The organism is Enterobacter sp. MF024 (genome assembly GCF_005843915.1).
Classification (GTDB): domain Bacteria; phylum Pseudomonadota; class Gammaproteobacteria; order Enterobacterales; family Enterobacteriaceae; genus Enterobacter; species Enterobacter barmai.
Genome location: NZ_VCBB01000009.1, coordinates 97535 through 115735 on the forward strand (window position 1 = coordinate 97535; position 18201 = coordinate 115735).

Consider the following 18201-nt stretch of genomic DNA (forward strand, 5'->3'; position numbering starts at 1 on the left):
GATGAAATTACTCATTGTTGAAGACGATCTGCTGCTACAGGAAGGGCTGGCCCTGGCGCTCTCGGCCGAGGGCTACACGCTTGATTGTGCGGGCACCGCCGCCGAGGCTGATGGTCTTATCCAGAGCGGCGAGTACAGCCTGGTGATCCTCGATCTTGGCCTGCCGGATAAAGACGGAGCGACCCTGCTGAGCCAGTGGCGCCGTCGGGGATTTGATAATCCCGTACTGATCCTGACCGCCCGCGACGCGCTGGAAGACCGGATTAACGGCCTGGACTCCGGCGCCGACGATTATCTGGTTAAGCCCTTTGCGCTGGCAGAACTTCAGGCGCGCGCCAGAGCGTTGATACGCCGCTATCAGGGGCACAGTGACAACCTGCTCAGCGATGGCGATCTCACGCTGAATCTGCAAACGCAGCAGGTTTTACAGCACTCCCGGCCGGTTGAAGTCACCCCGAAAGAGTTCGCCCTGCTGACGCGGCTGATCATGCGTACCGGACAGACCGTCCACCGGGAAACCTTACAGCAGGATATCTACTCCTGGCAGGACGATCCGGGCTCCAACACGCTGGAGGTGCATATCCATAATCTGCGGCGTAAGCTGGGTAAAGACCGGATCAAAACGGTGCGCGGCGTGGGATATCGCCTTGAGAGTCAAAAATGAACAGCATGCGCCGTCGTCTGATGGTGCTGTTGGCAGTCATTCTGCTGTTCTTTCAACTGGTCAGCGTCATCTGGCTGTGGCATGAGAGCCGGGAGCAGATCAGCTTCCTGGTGAGCGAGACGCTCTCCGCAAAAGCCCGTAATCAGCATGTCGAGAAAGAGATCCGGGAGGCGATCGCCTCGTTGCTGGTCCCTTCGCTGGTGATGGTCGGCTTTACGCTGCTGTTCTCCTTCTGGGCCGTCAGCTGGATCACCCGTCCGCTCAATCAGCTACGCACCAGCCTGGCAAACCGATCTGCCGACAATCTCACCCCGCTGCCGATGTACTCCGACATGGAAGAGATTGGTGCCGTCACCACCTCATTAAATCAACTCCTTGCCCGGCTGGATCAAACCATTCAGCAAGAGCGTCTGTTCACCGCTGACGCCGCGCACGAGCTGCGCACGCCATTGGCGGGCATACGCCTGCATCTGGAACTGATGGCGCAGTCAGGCTCGCCTCAGGCGACGACGCTGGTTGCCCGCATCGACCAGTTGATGCATACCGTGGAGCAGTTGCTGATGCTCGCCCGCGCAGGCCAGGCTCTGGCCAGTGGGCACTACGACACGGTTAACTGGAGTGAAGCGATTTTTGCACCGCTGGCGCTGGAGAATGAGGCGAAAAGCCATACCCTCATCTGGCCGCAGGCGGGCCCGCAGAGCGTGCAGGGTGACGCCACCTTGCTGCGACTGATGCTGCGCAATTTGCTGGAAAATGCGGTGCGATACAGCCCGGCAGGAACCACCATTGAAGTGGGAATGCAGGAAGTCGACGGCGGTACGTGGGTGAGTGTCTGCGATCAGGGGCCTGGCATTGAGGAAGCCCATCGCCAGTCAATTACCGAGCCGTTCCGTCGTATCGATCAACGCTATGGCGGTAGCGGACTGGGATTGAGCATTGTTCAGCGTATCGTGCAGCTGCACCGCGGCAGGCTGACGCTGGAGAATCGACCTGAAGGTGGATTAATTGTCGCCTGCTGGCTACCGGAAAAACTGAACTAAAAAAAAGCCCCCTTGATAAGGGGGCTCATGACCGTCTTAACGCTTATAGATGAACTCGACGCCTTCTTCGTCGTCTTCATCCCAGTCGTCATCCCAGTCTTCGTCGTCTTCTGCTTCCGCCTGCTCTTCGAGCTGCTCGCGGTGGTAGTCATCCCACATGAATTCGACTTTTTCAGGTTGTTTCGCTTCTTCTGCCTGGGTAACCGGGTTCTCGATGATAAAGGTCATCACATCCCAGCACAGGTCTTTTACGCCCATCTGGCTTGCCGCAGAGATGAGATAGTACTTATCTTCCCAGCCCATCGCTTCAGCAATGGCTTTCGCCTTCGCTTCGGCTTCAGCTTTGTCCATCAGGTCAATCTTGTTGAAGACCAGCCAGCGCGGCTTGGCAGCCAGTTTATCGCTGTATTTTTCCAGCTCGCCAATAATGATACGGGCGTTTTCTACCGGATCGGAACCGTCGATCGGATCGATATCGATGAGATGCAGCAGAACGCGGCAACGCTCAAGGTGCTTCAGGAAGCGAATACCTAAGCCCGCCCCTTCGGCAGCGCCTTCGATCAGGCCCGGGATGTCGGCCACCACGAAGCTCTTCTCGTTGTCCATACGCACCACGCCGAGGCTTGGTACCAGGGTCGTAAACGGATAGTCAGCCACTTTCGGTTTAGCTGCAGAGACGGCGCGGATGAAGGTAGATTTACCCGCATTCGGCATCCCCAGCATACCGACGTCAGCCAGCAGCATCAGCTCCAGCTGCAGATCGCGCTTGTCACCCGGCGTACCCATCGTTTTCTGACGCGGAGTACGGTTAACGGAAGATTTGAAACGGGTATTGCCCAGACCGTGCCAGCCGCCTTTAGCAACCATCAGGCGCTGACCGTGTTTGGTCATGTCACCCATGGTTTCGCCAGTGCCCTGATCGATGACGCGCGTACCGACAGGAACTTTAACCGTAACGTCTTTACCACGTTTACCGGTACAGTCACGACTCTGGCCGTTCTGGCCACGCTCAGCACGGAAAGATTTTTCAAAACGATAATCGATCAGGGTGTTGAGGTTCTCGTCAGCTTCAAGCCATACGTCACCGCCGTCACCGCCGTCGCCGCCGTCAGGGCCGCCACGCGGAATGTATTTTTCACGGCGGAAGCTAACGCAACCATTACCGCCATCACCTGCCACGACCAGGATCGTTGCTTCATCAACAAACTTCATTTTACTCTCCGTAAATCATTCGCCTGAGCGGGGGACACTACGACCGCTTCACTTTTGCGCCAACGTCCCCAAAGACGATGACCAATGGCGGAATACATCGCGCCCGCAACCACGACAAACGCACCGAGATAAGCCAACAGGTTTAACATCGGTTTGACGAAGAAATCGGGCCAGGCCATTGATAATAAATCTGAAAATAACAGTGTAAACAGTGGCGTCAGGGTAATCAGCGCGCTCACCTGCGCTGCCTGCCAGCGCGCCATCGCTTCTGCCAGGGCACCATAGCCCACTAACGTGTTAAGACCACAGAAGATCAGACACGCCAGCTGCCAGTCGCTAAGCTGGGTAATCACACCCGGCTTCGCCAGCGGCAACAGTGCAATTGTACATAAAGTGTACAGCAAAAACAGGATCTGCTGTGACGCCAGACGGCGCAATAACACCTTTTGCGCGACGCCATAACTCACCCACACCGCCGCCGCACCCACGCCGAAAATCACACCCCAGGTGTAATCCGTCAGACGGGTAAAAATTTCTATCAGGCTGGTATTGAAGAACAACACCAGACCGCAGAGAAGCATCAGCGCCCCGATAATCTGCGTGCCGCGCATCTTCTCTTTAAGGATGAAGACGCTGGCAACCATCATGCCTACCGGTGAAAGCTGACCAATAACCTGCGAGGCCGTGGGACTGAGGTACTGCAGGGAAGAGCTGAACAAAATGAAGTTGCCAAACAGGCCGCCCGTCGCAATCGCCAGCATTACCAGCCAGCGTGGCTTACGAAAGATGCGCAGAGGGGGAAGCTTACCTTTTATCGCCAGGATAATCCCCAACCCAATGCCGGCCATCAGGAAGCGGTAGAACACCACCGTTGGCGGCTCCATCACTTCCAGTACCTGCTTCATTGCAATTGGCAGCGCACCCCAGCACATTGCGGTCGTGAGCGCCAAAAGAATACCAATGCCGGCCTGCTGCTTCATGCCCGTTTTCCCTACAGAAAAAATTACCGGGTTTCCAATGTAAAAAGCCCCGCAACAGGTTGCGGGGCTTTAATCCGTTACCGGACCGAGAAAACCTTACTCAGCAACAATGCTGATGTATTTACGGTTGTTCGGGCCTTTAACTTCAAATTTCACTTTACCGTCTGCTTTAGCAAACAGAGTGTGGTCACGACCGCAACCTACGTTGTTACCAGCGTGGAATTTGGTGCCACGCTGACGAACGATGATGCTACCCGCCAGAACGGTTTCGCCACCGAAACGCTTAACGCCAAGGCGTTTAGCTTCTGAATCGCGACCGTTACGTGTGGAGCCGCCAGCCTTTTTATGTGCCATTTAAATCTCTCCTCAGGTCTTAGGCGCTGATGCCAGTAATTTTCACATCAGTGAACCACTGACGGTGGCCCTGCTGCTTACGGTAGTGTTTACGACGACGAAACTTAACGATTTTAACTTTCTCGCCACGACCATGAGCAACAACTTCAGCTTTGATAACGCCGCCATCAACGAAAGGAACGCCGATTTTGACTTCTTCACCGTTTGCGATCATCAGAACTTCAGCGAATTCAACAGATTCGCCAGTTGCGATGTCCAGCTTTTCCAGGCGAACGGTCTGACCTTCGCTTACTCGGTGTTGTTTACCACCACTTTGGAAAACCGCGTACATATAAACTCCGCTTCCGCGCACATCCTCGTGTGATTCAGAGTGCGCTATAAATATTCACAATAGGGCGCGAATATTACGCAAAACGCGAGCCTTTGACAAGTGCTACAGTCAATACATGAAGAAAAAAAACACAACGCGTACGGTAACGTTTATCTGCCGCGTTTTTTCAGTACAATCAGCGCTACTATTGATAAACCGAACCCTTCGTTAGCCCATTTGATATGTGGTAAACAGGACTACAAGCCCGGCTTTTGCGATGAATTTAGAAAAAATCAATGAGTTAACCGCGCAAGATATGGCGGGTGTGAATGCAGCAATCCTGGAACAGCTCGATTCTGACGTTTCCCTAATCAATCAGTTGGGCTATTACATCGTCAGCGGCGGGGGCAAACGCATCCGTCCGATGATCGCTGTGCTGGCCGCTCGCGCGGTCGGCTATCAGGACAATGCCCACGTCACGATCGCGGCGCTGATCGAATTTATTCATACCGCCACGTTGCTGCATGATGACGTCGTCGATGAGTCCGACATGCGTCGTGGCAAGGCCACCGCCAACGCCGCGTTTGGTAATGCCGCCAGCGTGTTGGTAGGCGATTTTATCTATACGCGTGCCTTCCAGATGATGACCAGCCTGGGATCGTTGAAGATCCTTGAAGTGATGTCCAAAGCGGTGAACGTTATCGCGGAAGGCGAAGTTCTGCAGCTGATGAACGTCAACGATCCGGACATCACCGAAGAGAACTACATGCGGGTGATCTACAGCAAAACCGCGCGTCTGTTCGAGGCCGCTGCGCAGTGCTCCGGTATTCTTGCTGGCTGTACTGACGAGCAGGAACGTGGGCTGCAGGATTACGGGCGCTACCTTGGCACCGCCTTCCAGCTGATTGACGATCTGCTCGACTACAGCGCCGATGGCGAGACGCTCGGCAAAAACGTTGGTGATGACCTCAACGAAGGTAAACCGACGCTGCCGCTGCTGCATGCCATGCGTAACGGCACCCCTGAGCAGGCAAAGCTCATCCGCGAAGCCATTGAGCAAGGAAACGGCAGACACCTTCTGGAACCTGTACTGGAAGCAATGGCAACCTGTGGTTCTCTGGAGTGGACGCGCCAGCGTGCAGAGGAAGAGGCTGATAAAGCCATTGCCGCCCTTCAGGTTATCCCTGACAGTCCATGGCGAGATGCCCTGATTGGCCTCGCGCATATCGCTGTTCAGCGCGATCGATAATTACCCATGAACTCTCTTTTACGTGAAAAGAGAGTTCTAATAAGTTCCAAATCTTATTCCGGTAAATTGTTAAATAATTCGCTTACAGACCGCATGAATAAAGCCCTGGCAAAATCCGAATGTGGCTTCGTGTAATGCGAACTTTTTAGAACCGATGTTCGAAGTAGGTATAGTAACACTGTCATTTAAGAGGAAATGACGTACTCATACCAGAACAGAGGGATTGCTGAATGGATAAGAAATTTACCGACTGGCACTCGGCTGATATTATCGCCGCGCTGCGTAAAAAGGGAACATCACTGGCTGCAGAATCCCGCCGAAATGGGCTTAGTTCTTCTACCCTGGCTAATGCGCTGACGCGTCCCTGGCCGAAGGGAGAACTGATCATTGCCACGGCACTCGGCACCGACCCCTGGATCATCTGGCCATCGCGCTACCACGATCCGCTCACCCACGAATTTGTCGACAGAACGCGCATGATGCGGCAGAAAAGAGAAGACAAAGAGCGCCAGGAGTGACGCTCTGTTAGACGGGAATAGCAACCCCCCGGTCGATACGGCAGGGGGCTGCCAGGACGATTACTCGCCCTTCACACGCTCAATGTTGGCACCCAGTGCGCGCAGTTTATCTTCGATGCGTTCATAGCCGCGATCGATGTGATAAATACGATCCACCAGCGTAGTACCTTCCGCAATACAACCCGCCAGCACCAGGCTCGCAGATGCACGCAGATCCGTTGCCATCACCTGAGCACCGGACAGTTTTTCAACGCCATGACAAATCACGGTGTTGCTTTCGATCTCAGCGTGCGCGCCCATACGGATCAGTTCCGGCACGTGCATAAAGCGGTTTTCAAAGATCGTTTCGGTGATCACACCCGTCCCTTCCGCCACCAGGTTCAGCAGAGTGAACTGCGCCTGCATATCGGTTGGGAATGCCGGATGCGGAGAAGTACGCACGTTGACGGCCTTCGGACGCTTACCGTGCATATCCAGGCTGATCCAGTCTTCGCCGGTTTCAACATCGGCACCCGCTTCACGCAGCTTGGCCAGAACCGCATCAAGAGTATCAGGCTGGGCGTTACGGCAGACGATTTTACCGCCGGAGATAGCTGCAGCGACCAGGAAGGTCCCGGTTTCGATACGGTCAGGCAGGACGCGATACACGCCGCCACCCAGGCGTGCAACGCCTTCAATGGTGATACGGTCGGTGCCCTGGCCGGTGATCTTCGCTCCGAGCGTGTTCAGGAAGTTTGCGGTATCCACGATCTCCGGCTCGCGCGCGGCGTTCTCGATGATGGTGGTACCTTCAGCCAGCGTGGCCGCAGACATGATGGTGACGGTAGCGCCAACGCTTATCTTGTCCATCACGATGTGCGCGCCCTTCAGACGGCCGTTCACGGACGCCTTAACGTAGCCCTCTTCCAGCTTAATTTCTGCGCCCAGCTTCTCCAGGCCAAAAATGTGCAGATCGACCGGACGCGCGCCAATAGCGCAACCGCCCGGCAGAGAGACCTGACCCTGGCCAAAACGTGCCACCAGCGGACCCAGCGCCCAGATAGAGGCGCGCATAGTCTTCACCAGGTCGTACGGCGCAGAGAAATTGTTCACGTTGCTGGCATCGATCCACACGGATCCATTACGCTCAACCTTGGTACCCAGCTGGCCGAGCAGCTTCATGGTGGTATCAATGTCTTTCAGCTTGGGTACGTTCTGGATCTCTACCGGCTCTTCCGCGAGCAGTGCGGCGAAGAGGATTGGCAGCGCGGCGTTTTTGGCGCCGGAAATTGTGACTTCGCCCTGGAGGCGCGTTGGCCCCTGAACACGAAATTTGTCCATGTGATTACTCTCTGTATGAATTCAACCGTGCTGCGGGCAAACCACCCTCAGCTCAAAAACCGTTTAGTTTGCGATCGCGTGCCCACTCAGTCGGGGTGAACGCTTTGATCGACAGGGCATGGATACGATTATCCGCGATATATTCCATCAGCGGCGCATAGACAGCCTGCTGCTTCTTCACGCGGCTCATGCCGTCAAAAATCTCACCCACAGCAATAACCTGAAAATGGCTGCCGTCGCCGGAGACGTGGGCTTCCTGAAGGGCGAGTGCGTTCATCAGCACTGTCTGGATTTCATGATTTTCCATGGGTTCTATATCATCTGGTAGTGAAAACAAGCCCAACATCTTAGAGCAAAGTGACGCGGTCTTAAACAAGCAAAAAGCCCCGACGATGAAACTGTCAGGGCTTTTGATAGTAACGTACTGAAAAAATTAGCGAGGCAATACGTCTTCCGGCAGATTATAGAGCTGGGCCAGCGTGACGACGTTGTCGCTGACGCCCGAAAGCGTCACCTGTGCGCCCTGCCGCTTGCCCGTTGACACCAGGTGAACCAGCAGCGCCACACCCGCCGTATCCACGCGAGAGATACCGCTCAGGTCGATACGGGAAACACCCTTCATGGCATCTTCACGCGCATCCCAGAGAGGATTCAGATAATCCTGATCCAGCTCGCCTGAGAGGAGTAACGTCTCACCCTCACGGGTCCAGCTCAGCTGCGACATATTACTTGTTCCCTTCCAGGGTAATTTTCTGACGTGCGATGCTGTTCAGCTGTGCAGTCAGACCATCGATACCCTTGGTACGCAGCAGATCGCTCCATTCGTTCTGCTTGGTGGTAATCATGCTGACGCCTTCTGCAATCATGTCGTATGCCTGCCAGTTACCGGTCTGGGTGTTCTTACGCCACTGGAAATCCAGACGCACTGGCGGACGACCGTTCGGATCGACGATGGTCACACGGATAGGCAGGATAGTAGCGGAACCCAGCGGCTGTTCCGGCGCGATCTGATACGTCTGGCCGTGGTACATCGCCAGTGCCTGGCCGTAAGCCTGCTTCAGATATTCACGGAATGCAGTGAAATAGGCTTCACGCTGTGCTGGCGTGGCGTCTTTGTAGTAACGGCCCAGCACCAGTGCACCGGCATATTTCACCTGCACATACGGCAGCAGCTCCTGATCGACCACGTCACGCAGGTAATCGGGGTTGGAACGGATCTTAGGCTGCTCGTTTTTGAGGCGATCGAAGGTTTTCTTTGCTGCCTCATTCATCTGTTGATAAGGATTGCTCTGATCGGCTGCGTTAGCTGCAGTCAGAGGGGCAATCATCAACATGGCAACCATTAACAGTCGTTTAATCATGAATTACTTCTCCTGAGATGAATTCGTCGTGCCAACAGGCGGCGTAATGTCACTCTGCGCAGGGGTTTGCGCAGCCTGATTCTCGTCACCCCCTTTACTGTTACTGTTGTAAAGGAACTGACCAATCATATCTTCCAGCACCATGGCTGATTTCGTATCCTGAATGATTCCACCGTCTTTCAGGATAGTCGTTCCCAGCTCGGGATCTTCAAAACCGATGTTCAGGGCCAGATATTGTTCACCTAACAGGCCGGATGTACGGATAGAAAGGGAGCTGGTATCCGGGATATGGTTGTAGCGCTCTTCGATATCCAGCGCGACGCGCGGCAGGTAGGTTTTCTCATCCAGCGTGATATCGGCAACGCGCCCTACTACCACCCCGCCAATACGCACCGGTGAACGGCTCTTCAGGCCACCGATATTATCGAAAGTGGCATAAACGCGGTATGTCGGCTCGGTACGGATGGTCGTCACATCGGCCACTTTAAAGCTTAAAAACAGCGCTGCCAGCAGTGCCAGCAATACAAATACGCCTACCCAAATTTCTACTTTTTTCGTTTGCATGAACTCATTTCCCAAACATCAGTGCGGTGAGCACAAAATCCAGTGCCAGTATGGCCAGCGACGAATGAACAACGGTGCGAGTGGTTGCACGGCTGATACCGGCAGACGTCGGGATCGCATCGTAGCCGTTGAACAGCGCAATCCAGGTGATCGTCACGGCAAATACCGCGCTTTTAATCAGGCAGTTAACCAGATCCAGACGCCAGTCAACGGCACCCTGCATTGCTGACCAGAAGAAACCGGCATCAATCCCTTTCCACTGGACGCCCACCATCGAGCCGCCCCAGATCCCGACCGCGACAAAGAGGATAGTCAACAACGGCAGGGAGATCATGCCCGCCCAGAAGCGCGGTGAGATCACCCGGCGCAGCGGATCCACGGCCATCATCTCCATACTGGAGAGCTGCTCGGTGGCCCGCATCAGGCCGATTTCCGCCGTCAGCGCCGAACCGGCACGCCCTGCGAACAGCAGCGCAGCGACCACCGGCCCCAGCTCGCGCAGCAGGGAGAGCGCCACCAGCATACCGAGGCTGGTTTCCGCGCTGTAGGTGGTGAGAACCAGATAGCCCTGCAGCCCCAGCACCATGCCGATGAAGACCCCGGAAACAATGATAATGAGCATCGACAGCACGCCGACATTATACAGCTGGCGTACCAGCAAAGGGGCATGTTTGCGGAATTCCGGTTTCCCGACCAGCGCATTGAATAACATCAACCCGGCACGCCCGAACGTCCTGATGGTTTTTATGCCACGGTGTCCGAGAGCGGCCAACGCATTTAACAGCATGAGTGGCTTAACTCCCTATTCCCAATAAATCTTTATGATAATCACCCGCCGGATAACGGAACGGCACCGGGCCATCTGCAATGCCGTCAAGGAACTGACGGACTCGCGCATCGCTGTTGGTCTGCAATGACTGGGCGCTACCGTGCGCCACTATTTTCTTATCCGCTACGATATAGGCGTAGTCGGCAATGCTCAGCACTTCGGGTACGTCGTGAGAGACTACGATACAGGTTACACCCAGCGCGCTGTTCAGCTCAGAGATCAGTTTGACCAGCACGCCCATGGTGATGGGATCTTGCCCGACGAACGGCTCGTCGAACATGATCAAATCGGGTTCCAGCGCAATGGCGCGCGCCAGGGCCGCACGACGGGCCATCCCGCCAGAGAGTTCGGAAGGCATCAGTTTCGCCGCGCCGCGCAGACCTACGGCCTCGAGCTTCATCATGACGGTGCTTTTTAACAGCTCCGGCGGCAGGTGCGTATGTTCACGCAGCGGGTAGGCGACATTATCGAAGACGTTCATGTCAGTAAATAGCGCGCCGGACTGAAACAGCATGCTCATGCGTTTACGCACGGTATAAAGGCGCGAGCGCGACATCGCCGGGATATTTTCGCCATCAAAGAGGATTTCGCCCTGCGCTGGCGGGATCTGACCACCAATCAGGCGCAATAATGTCGTTTTACCAATGCCGGACGGGCCCATGATGGCGGTAATTTTACCGCGTGGCACGGTGAGAGAGATATTGTCAAAAATGACCCGGCTGCTGCGCGTGAAGCTGACGCCACGGACATCGACTAAATTCGCCTCATTCAGGCTCATGTACATTTCCTTTCTGTTGCCGGTTCAGGATCGGCTTGATGCCTGATTTCGCCGCAAACCCAACATTTTTACAGAATATTACCTCTGGGGGTAAGCGAAAGCTGGCATTTGTTTTACTTTTACAGCGCATAAAGTCAAAATTAGGAATTCGTTACGCCCACAGACAGTATGCAGCGGCAGAGATTTTTTTCTCGGTGGACCGGCGAGTATACCTGAAGAAAGGACTTTTGATGCTTCTTGCAACGGCACTGTTAATAATTGGTTTACTTTTGGTGGTCTACAGTGCCGACCGTCTGGTGTTCTCCGCATCAATACTCTGTCGTTTATTGGGCGTTCCCCCGCTAATTATTGGGATGACGGTGGTCAGCGTCGGCACCTCCCTGCCGGAGATCATTGTCTCTGCCGCCGCCTCGATGCACGATCAGGTCGATCTTGCCGTGGGAACGGCTATTGGCTCCAATATCGTCAACATTTTGCTCATCCTGGGCCTTGCTGCGCTACTGCATCCATTTCGCGTGCATTCTGATGTTCTGCGGCGTGAATTGCCGCTAATGTTAATTGTCAGCCTGCTGGCGGGTTACGTGTTATATGACGGGCAGTTAACCTTTAGCGACGGCATTTTCTTGCTGGCGCTGGCGGTCATCTGGCTGTTGTATATCGTCAAGCTTGCCCGGGCGGCAGAAAAGCAAGGCAGTGACACCTTAACCCGCGAACAGGTAGCAGAGTTGCCGCGTGAGGGAAATTTACCCGTCGCGCTGCTCTGGCTGGGCGTGGCATTAATCATCATGCCCATGGCGACGCAGATGATTGTTGATAACGCCACGGTGCTGGCCAACTATTTCGCCATGAGCGAATTGACTATCGGCCTGACGGTGATTGCCATTGGCACCAGTCTCCCCGAACTCGCGACGGCTATCGCCGGGGCGCGTAAGGGCGAGGACGACATGGCGATTGGCAATATCATCGGCGCCAATATTTTCAATATTGCCATTGTGCTTGGCCTGCCTGCCCTGATTGCCCCTGGCGCGTTCAATCCGCTCGCGTTCAGCCGAGACTACGGGGTAATGGTGGTCGTCAGCGCAATCTTCGCCCTGCTCTGCTGGCGGCGAAAAAGGCAGATTGGTCAGGGTGCTGGCGCGCTGCTGACGGTGGGATTTGTCGTATGGATGGCGATGCTGTACTGGCTCTCGCCGCTTCTCTCTGGGTAAACGGAAACGCATTATGTCGCAAATAGAATTGCAGCCGGGTTTTGACTTTCAGAAAGCAGGAAAACAGGTTCTGGAGATTGAACGTGAAGGTCTGGCGCAGTTAGATCAATATATTAATCATGACTTTAGCCTGGCGTGTGAGAAACTTTTCCACTGCACCGGTAAAGTCGTGGTGATGGGGATGGGCAAATCCGGCCACATTGGCCGTAAAATGGCCGCTACCTTCGCCAGTACCGGTACGACCGCGTTTTTCGTTCACCCTGGCGAAGCGGCGCACGGCGATCTGGGCATGGTTTCATCCCAGGATATCGTCATTGCGTTATCCAACTCGGGCGAATCGAATGAGATCCTGGCGCTGATCCCGGTGCTAAAGCGCCTGCAGGTCCCGCTGATCTGCATCACCAGCCGCCCCGAGAGCAGCATGGCGCGCGCCGCGGATATTCACCTGTGCGTCAAAGTCCCAAAAGAAGCCTGCCCCCTGGGGCTGGCGCCGACCTCCAGCACCACTGCCGCGCTGGTCATGGGTGATGCGCTGGCCGTCGCCCTGCTTGAAGCGCGCGGCTTTACCGCTGAAGATTTCGCCCTCTCCCACCCGGGCGGTGCGCTGGGGCGTAAATTGCTGCTGCGCGTGAATGACATCATGCATACTGGCGATGAAATTCCGCACGTCAGTAAAGATGCCTCCCTGCGCGATGCGCTGCTGGAAATTACCCGCAAAAACCTGGGCATGACCGTCATCTGCAATGACCAGTGGAAGATTGACGGGATCTTCACCGACGGGGATTTGCGTCGGGTATTTGATATGGGCGTGGATGTCCGCAAGCTGGGTATCGCCGATGTCATGACCACAGGCGGCATTCGGGTGCGTTCCGGCACGCTTGCCGTCGAAGTGCTGAACCTGATGCAGTCCCGCCATATCACCTCCGTTATGGTTGCAGATGGCGACCAGTTGCTGGGTGTGGTACATATGCATGATCTTCTGCGCGCAGGCGTAGTGTAATGAAGGATAAGACAATGATTAATACGGGTGCCTCCCTTGCAACCTGTTATGGCCCGGTAAGTGCGCAAATGATGTCGCAGGCTGAAAAGATTCGCCTGCTGGTCCTGGATGTGGATGGCGTGCTCTCTGATGGTCTGGTTTATATGGGCAATGATGGCGAAGAGCTGAAAGCGTTCAACGTACGTGATGGCTACGGCATTCGCTGTGCCCTGACGTCTGGCATAGAAGTTGCCATCATTACCGGACGTAAGGCTAAACTGGTAGAAGATCGGTGCGAAACGCTGGGCATTACACATCTCTATCAGGGGCAATCCGATAAGATGGTCGCTTTCAGGGACTTACTTGGTAAACTTGCCATTGCGCCGGAAAATATCGCCTATGTCGGAGACGATCTTATTGACTGGCCAGTAATGGCAGAAGTGGGACTCAGCATCGCCGTGGCCGATGCCCATCCGCTTTTGATCCCGCGCGCTGACTATGTCACCCGTATCAACGGTGGCCGTGGCGCAGTACGAGAAGTCTGCGACCTGTTGCTGCTGGCGCAAGGTAAGCTTGATGAGGCCAAAGGGCAATCGATATGAGTAAAACCAGACGTTGGGTTATTATTCTGCTAACGCTTGTCGCACTGGTACTGATTGGCGTGAATCTCGCTGACCGGGACGACGAACAAGCGCCGACGGTCAACACGAACGATCCGACGTATAAAAGCGATCACAGCGATACCGTCGTTTACAGCCCCGAAGGGGCGCTGAATTACCGCCTTATCGCTCAGCACGTTGAGTATTTTTCCGAACAGGGCGTCTCGTGGTTTACCCAACCGGTGATGACCACGTTTGATACCAATAAGATCCCGACATGGTCGATTAAATCAGACCGGGCAAAACTGACGAATGACCGTATGCTTTATCTGTATGGTCATGTTGAAGTGAATGCGCTGACCGCCGATTCGCAGCTGCGCAAAATCACAACCGATAACGCACAGATAAACCTTGTGACGCAGGATGTAACCTCGCAGGATCTGGTTACGTTATACGGCACAACATTTAATTCCAGCGGTCTGAGAATGCGCGGGAACTTACGCAGCAAGAACGCAGAGCTGATTGAAAAGGTTAGAACCTCCTATGAAATTCCAAGCAAACAAACTCAGCCTTAATAGTGTTATAGCCGGCGCGCTGCTGGCCCTCAGCCTTCCTGCGCTTGCTGTGACGGGTGATACCGAGCAGCCGATCCATATCGAATCTGACACGCAATCACTCGATATGCAGGGCAACGTGGTGACCTTTACCGGCAATGTGGTCGTGACTCAGGGCACCATCAAAATCAACGCCGATAAAGTCGTGGTGACGCGTCCTGGCGGTGAGGACGGAAAAGAGATTATCGATGGCTATGGCAACCCGGCCACCTTCTACCAGATGCAGGATAACGGTAAGCCGGTGAAAGGCCACGCTTCCCAGATGCACTACGAGCTGGCGAAAGATTTTGTGATTCTTACCGGTAATGCGTACCTGGAGCAGCTCGACAGCAACATCACGGGCGACAAGATCACTTACCTGGTTAAAGAACAAAAAATGCAGGCCTTCAGTGAAAAAGGCAAACGCGTGACTACCGTACTGGTTCCATCGCAGCTGCAGGACAAAAACAGCACTCAGGCCCCGGCACAGAAAAAGAGTAACTAATTCGTTATGGCAACATTAACTGCAAAGAATCTCGCCAAAGCCTATAAGGGCCGCCGCGTAGTGGAAGATGTCAGTTTGACCGTTAACTCCGGCGAGATTGTCGGCCTGTTGGGTCCTAACGGTGCGGGTAAAACCACCACGTTTTACATGGTTGTGGGCATTGTGCCGCGCGATGCGGGTAACATCATCATTGATGATGAAGATATCAGCCTGCTGCCCCTGCACGCGCGTGCGCGTCGCGGCATCGGCTATCTGCCGCAGGAAGCCTCGATTTTTCGCCGTCTGAGCGTTTACGACAACCTGATGGCCGTACTGCAGATCCGCGATGATTTGACCTCTGAGCAGCGTCAGGATCGCGCCAACGAGCTGATGGAAGAGTTCCATATCGAGCATCTGCGCGACAGCCTGGGTCAGGCGCTTTCCGGTGGTGAACGCCGCCGTGTGGAAATTGCCCGCGCGCTGGCAGCCAATCCGAAATTTATTCTGCTCGATGAACCTTTTGCGGGCGTTGACCCTATTTCGGTTATTGATATCAAACGTATTATTGAGCATCTGCGGGACAGTGGTCTTGGCGTTCTTATCACCGACCACAACGTGCGCGAAACGCTGGCGGTGTGTGAGCGTGCTTATATCGTCAGCCAGGGCCATCTTATCGCCCACGGTACCCCGCAGCAGATCCTCGAAGACGATCATGTTAAGCGCGTGTACCTTGGGGAAGACTTCAGACTCTGATAGGGTAGAAGCTAAGTCTCGCGTAAACGGAGAAAAATGCTCTGAACATGAAGCAAGGTTTGCAATTAAGGCTCAGCCAACAGCTGGCCATGACGCCGCAGTTACAACAGGCCATTCGTCTGTTGCAGCTGTCGACGCTGGAACTTCAGCAGGAGCTCCAGCAAGCGCTGGACAGTAACCCCCTGCTCGAGCAAACCGATCTTCACGACGAGGTAGAAACTCAGCAAACCCAGGATAACGAAACCCTCGACACGGTTGATGCGTTAGAGCAGAAAGAGATGCCTGACGAACTCCCGCTCGATGCCAGCTGGGATGAGATCTACACCGCCGGAACCCCATCCGGCACGCGGGCAGACTATCAGGATGACGAGTTACCGGTGTATCAGGGTGAAACCACCCAGTCGCTGCAGGATTACCTGATGTGGCAGGTGGAGCTGACGCCGTTTTCCGATACCGATCGCGCCATTGCCACCTCCATTGTGGATGCCGTCGATGAGACCGGCTATTTGACCGTGTCGCTGGACGACATCCTGGAGAGCATTGGCGACGATGAGATTGAGCTTGAAGAGGTCGAAGCGGTTCTGAAACGCGTGCAGCGTTTCGACCCAATCGGCGTCGCGGCGCGCGATTTGCGCGATTGTCTGCTGATTCAGCTTTCGCAGTTTGTGAAAGAGACCCCGTGGCTGGAAGAGGCCCGGCTTATCATCAGCGAACATCTGGATCTGCTGGCCAACCACGACTTCCGTTCACTGATGCGTGTGACGCGACTGAAAGAAGAGGTGCTGAAAGAAGCGGTCAATCTGATTCAGTCGCTGGATCCGCGCCCGGGGCAGTCCATTCAGACCAGCGAGCCCGAGTATGTCATTCCTGATGTGCTGGTGCGTAAGCATAACGGTCTGTGGACCGTGGAGCTGAATTCCGACAGCATCCCCCGCCTGCAAATTAATCAGCAGTACGCCTCAATGTGCACCAGCTCCCGCAACGACTCGGATAACCAGTTTATCCGCAGCAATCTGCAGGAGGCACGCTGGCTGATCAAAAGCCTGGAGAGCCGCAATGATACCCTGCTGCGCGTCAGCCGCTGCATCGTCGAGCAGCAGCAGGCGTTTTTTGAGCAGGGTGAAGAGTTTATGAAGCCGATGGTGCTGGCCGATATCGCCCAGGCCGTCGAGATGCACGAATCGACAATTTCACGCGTGACGACGCAGAAGTATCTGCACAGCCCGCGCGGTATTTTTGAGCTTAAGTATTTTTTCTCCAGCCATGTCAACACCGAAGGCGGCGGCGAAGCCTCGTCGACGGCGATCCGGGCGCTGGTGAAAAAGTTAATCGCCGCGGAAAACCCCGCGAAACCACTGAGTGACAGTAAGTTGACCACCATGCTGTCCGAACAAGGTATCATGGTGGCACGCCGCACTGTTGCGAAGTATCGAGAGTCTTTATCCATTCCGCCGTCAAACCAGCGTAAACAACTGGTCTGACACAACCGATAAGGAAGACACTATGCAGCTCAACATCACTGGACATAACGTCGAGATCACTGAGGCCCTGCGCGATTTTGTGAATACTAAATTCGCCAAGCTCGAGCAGTATTTTGAGAGGATCAACCAGGTCTACGTTGTGTTAAAAGTGGAAAAAGTGACTCATATCTCGGATGCTACCCTGCACGTCAACGGGGGCGAAATCCATGCCAGTGCGGAAGGGCAGGACATGTACGCGGCTATCGACGGCTTGATCGACAAGCTGGCACGACAGCTAAACAAACATAAAGATAAACTGAAACAACACTAATTGTCCGGGCAGTTAACGGGTGCAGGTCGGCCTGTTGTGAAACACAACGGGCCCTTTGTACAGTTAGCGCTTAGGTGAAATTATGATGAATAACGATTCCACTCTACAACTGAGCAGTGTCCTTAATCAGGAATGTACCCGCAGTGCCGTTCACTGCCAGAGCAAAAAACGTGCGCTGGAGATCATCAGTGAACTGGCCGCAAAACAGCTGAGCCTGCCGCCACAAGTGGTCTTTGAAGCGATCCTGACCCGTGAGAAAATGGGCAGTACCGGCATCGGCAACGGCATCGCCATTCCCCATGGCAAACTGGAAGAGGATACTCTGCGTGCTGTAGGGGTGTTTGTTCAACTGGAAACACCTATCGCCTTTGATGCCATTGATAACCAGCCTGTCGATCTGCTGTTTGCCCTGCTGGTGCCAGCCGATCAGACTAAAACGCATCTGCATACGCTTTCGCTGGTGGCCAAACGTCTGGCGGATAAAACCATCTGTCGCCGTTTGCGTGCGGCGCAGAGCGACGAAGAGCTCTATCAAATTATTACGGAAACGGAAGGCAATCAGGATGATGCGTAATCGGGTGATGGCTTTGACATCTGTAGTCCTGAGGAGAAACG

The 18201-nt window shown here is 54.6% G+C and carries 24 protein-coding genes; 13 read left to right on the forward strand and 11 right to left on the reverse strand.

Annotated elements, in window-relative coordinates:
• Position 1 precedes the first annotated feature (1 nt).
• Complete coding sequence (pmrA, locus tag FFB58_RS14880; protein ID WP_039031643.1) at positions 2 to 664, forward strand: two-component system response regulator PmrA; 663 nt, start codon at positions 2 to 4, stop codon at positions 662 to 664.
• Complete coding sequence (gene pmrB / locus FFB58_RS14885; RefSeq protein ID WP_138370305.1) at positions 661 to 1704, forward strand: two-component system sensor histidine kinase PmrB; 1044 nt, start codon at positions 661 to 663, stop codon at positions 1702 to 1704. Before pmrA ends, pmrB begins: the two co-directional genes overlap by 4 nt.
• A 36-nt stretch (positions 1705 to 1740) precedes the next feature.
• Here the strand turns inward: pmrB and cgtA are convergent, their stop codons facing one another.
• The 4 genes from cgtA to rplU form a co-directional block, all read right to left on the reverse strand.
• A complete protein-coding gene (gene cgtA, locus FFB58_RS14890; RefSeq protein ID WP_039031641.1) occupies positions 1741 to 2916 on the reverse strand; it encodes an Obg family GTPase CgtA in 1176 nt (391 codons plus the stop codon).
• Positions 2913 to 3896 carry a DMT family transporter gene (locus tag FFB58_RS14895; protein ID WP_039031640.1) on the reverse strand — a complete coding sequence of 328 codons (984 nt, stop codon included), beginning with the start codon at positions 3894 to 3896 and terminating at the stop codon, positions 2913 to 2915. Before FFB58_RS14895 ends, cgtA begins: the two co-directional genes overlap by 4 nt.
• Before the next feature lie 96 nt (positions 3897 to 3992).
• On the reverse strand, positions 3993 to 4250 hold the full coding sequence (rpmA, locus tag FFB58_RS14900; protein WP_007673187.1) for a 50S ribosomal protein L27: 258 nt from the start codon (positions 4248 to 4250) through the stop codon (positions 3993 to 3995).
• A 19-nt stretch (positions 4251 to 4269) separates the two neighbouring features.
• Complete coding sequence (gene rplU / locus FFB58_RS14905; RefSeq protein WP_003025032.1) at positions 4270 to 4581, reverse strand: 50S ribosomal protein L21; 312 nt, start codon at positions 4579 to 4581, stop codon at positions 4270 to 4272.
• A gap of 256 nt (positions 4582 to 4837) precedes the next feature.
• On the opposite strand from rplU, the gene ispB reads away from it, so the two are divergent.
• On the forward strand, positions 4838 to 5809 hold the full coding sequence (ispB, locus tag FFB58_RS14910) for an octaprenyl diphosphate synthase (protein WP_039031639.1): 972 nt from the start codon (positions 4838 to 4840) through the stop codon (positions 5807 to 5809).
• Between the two features lie 230 nt (positions 5810 to 6039).
• Positions 6040 to 6327, forward strand: coding sequence for a DNA-binding transcriptional regulator SfsB (sfsB, locus tag FFB58_RS14915; protein WP_138370306.1), 288 nt, complete (start codon positions 6040 to 6042; stop codon positions 6325 to 6327).
• Positions 6328 to 6387: 60 nt separating this feature from the next.
• Here sfsB and murA read toward each other — a convergent pair whose 3' ends face one another.
• The 7 genes from murA to mlaF form a co-directional block, all read right to left on the reverse strand.
• Positions 6388 to 7647 (reverse strand): UDP-N-acetylglucosamine 1-carboxyvinyltransferase, encoded by a 1260-nt coding sequence (gene murA, locus FFB58_RS14920; RefSeq protein ID WP_138370307.1) that lies wholly within the window; start codon positions 7645 to 7647, stop codon positions 6388 to 6390.
• A 52-nt stretch (positions 7648 to 7699) separates the two neighbouring features.
• Entirely contained in the window at positions 7700 to 7954 is a 255-nt protein-coding gene (gene ibaG, locus FFB58_RS14925; RefSeq protein WP_032614457.1) for a BolA family iron metabolism protein IbaG, read from the reverse strand.
• 126 nt (positions 7955 to 8080) lie between these two features.
• Positions 8081 to 8371: a lipid asymmetry maintenance protein MlaB gene (mlaB, locus tag FFB58_RS14930; protein WP_039031636.1), complete on the reverse strand. Its 291-nt coding sequence runs from the start codon at positions 8369 to 8371 to the stop codon at positions 8081 to 8083.
• 1 nt (position 8372) lies between these two features.
• On the reverse strand, positions 8373 to 9008 hold the full coding sequence (gene mlaC, locus FFB58_RS14935; RefSeq protein WP_039031635.1) for a phospholipid-binding protein MlaC: 636 nt from the start codon (positions 9006 to 9008) through the stop codon (positions 8373 to 8375).
• Between the two features lie 3 nt (positions 9009 to 9011).
• Positions 9012 to 9572 (reverse strand): outer membrane lipid asymmetry maintenance protein MlaD, encoded by a 561-nt coding sequence (gene mlaD, locus FFB58_RS14940; protein ID WP_039031837.1) that lies wholly within the window; start codon positions 9570 to 9572, stop codon positions 9012 to 9014.
• 4 nt (positions 9573 to 9576) lie between these two features.
• Positions 9577 to 10359, reverse strand: coding sequence for a lipid asymmetry maintenance ABC transporter permease subunit MlaE (gene mlaE / locus FFB58_RS14945; RefSeq protein WP_103824932.1), 783 nt, complete (start codon positions 10357 to 10359; stop codon positions 9577 to 9579).
• Positions 10360 to 10366: 7 nt separating this feature from the next.
• Positions 10367 to 11179, reverse strand: a complete 813-nt coding sequence (gene mlaF / locus FFB58_RS14950; RefSeq protein ID WP_039031633.1) for a phospholipid ABC transporter ATP-binding protein MlaF — start codon at positions 11177 to 11179, stop codon at positions 10367 to 10369.
• Between the two features lie 230 nt (positions 11180 to 11409).
• On the opposite strand from mlaF, the gene FFB58_RS14955 reads away from it, so the two are divergent.
• The 9 genes from FFB58_RS14955 (at position 11410) to ptsN (ending at position 18160) form a co-directional block, all read left to right on the forward strand.
• Positions 11410 to 12387: a calcium/sodium antiporter gene (locus FFB58_RS14955; RefSeq protein ID WP_039031632.1), complete on the forward strand. Its 978-nt coding sequence runs from the start codon at positions 11410 to 11412 to the stop codon at positions 12385 to 12387.
• Between the two features lie 13 nt (positions 12388 to 12400).
• Positions 12401 to 13387, forward strand: a complete 987-nt coding sequence (kdsD, locus tag FFB58_RS14960; RefSeq protein ID WP_039031631.1) for an arabinose-5-phosphate isomerase KdsD — start codon at positions 12401 to 12403, stop codon at positions 13385 to 13387.
• Positions 13388 to 13401: 14 nt separating this feature from the next.
• On the forward strand, positions 13402 to 13968 hold the full coding sequence (kdsC, locus tag FFB58_RS14965; RefSeq protein WP_138370308.1) for a 3-deoxy-manno-octulosonate-8-phosphatase KdsC: 567 nt from the start codon (positions 13402 to 13404) through the stop codon (positions 13966 to 13968).
• Entirely contained in the window at positions 13965 to 14540 is a 576-nt protein-coding gene (gene lptC, locus FFB58_RS14970; RefSeq protein ID WP_039031630.1) for an LPS export ABC transporter periplasmic protein LptC, read from the forward strand. Before kdsC ends, lptC begins: the two co-directional genes overlap by 4 nt.
• Positions 14509 to 15063, forward strand: a complete 555-nt coding sequence (gene lptA / locus FFB58_RS14975; RefSeq protein ID WP_039031629.1) for a lipopolysaccharide ABC transporter substrate-binding protein LptA — start codon at positions 14509 to 14511, stop codon at positions 15061 to 15063. Before lptC ends, lptA begins: the two co-directional genes overlap by 32 nt.
• 6 nt (positions 15064 to 15069) lie before the next feature.
• Positions 15070 to 15795, forward strand: a complete 726-nt coding sequence (gene lptB / locus FFB58_RS14980) for an LPS export ABC transporter ATP-binding protein (protein ID WP_039031628.1) — start codon at positions 15070 to 15072, stop codon at positions 15793 to 15795.
• A gap of 47 nt (positions 15796 to 15842) precedes the next feature.
• On the forward strand, positions 15843 to 17276 hold the full coding sequence (gene rpoN, locus FFB58_RS14985; protein WP_138370309.1) for an RNA polymerase factor sigma-54: 1434 nt from the start codon (positions 15843 to 15845) through the stop codon (positions 17274 to 17276).
• Between the two features lie 22 nt (positions 17277 to 17298).
• Positions 17299 to 17586: a ribosome hibernation promoting factor gene (hpf, locus tag FFB58_RS14990; protein ID WP_039031626.1), complete on the forward strand. Its 288-nt coding sequence runs from the start codon at positions 17299 to 17301 to the stop codon at positions 17584 to 17586.
• Between the two features lie 82 nt (positions 17587 to 17668).
• The gene (gene ptsN, locus FFB58_RS14995) at positions 17669 to 18160 is read left to right on the forward strand and encodes a PTS IIA-like nitrogen regulatory protein PtsN (protein ID WP_039031625.1); all 492 of its coding nucleotides are present in this window, start codon (positions 17669 to 17671) and stop codon (positions 18158 to 18160) included.
• Positions 18161 to 18201: the final 41 nt, after the last annotated feature.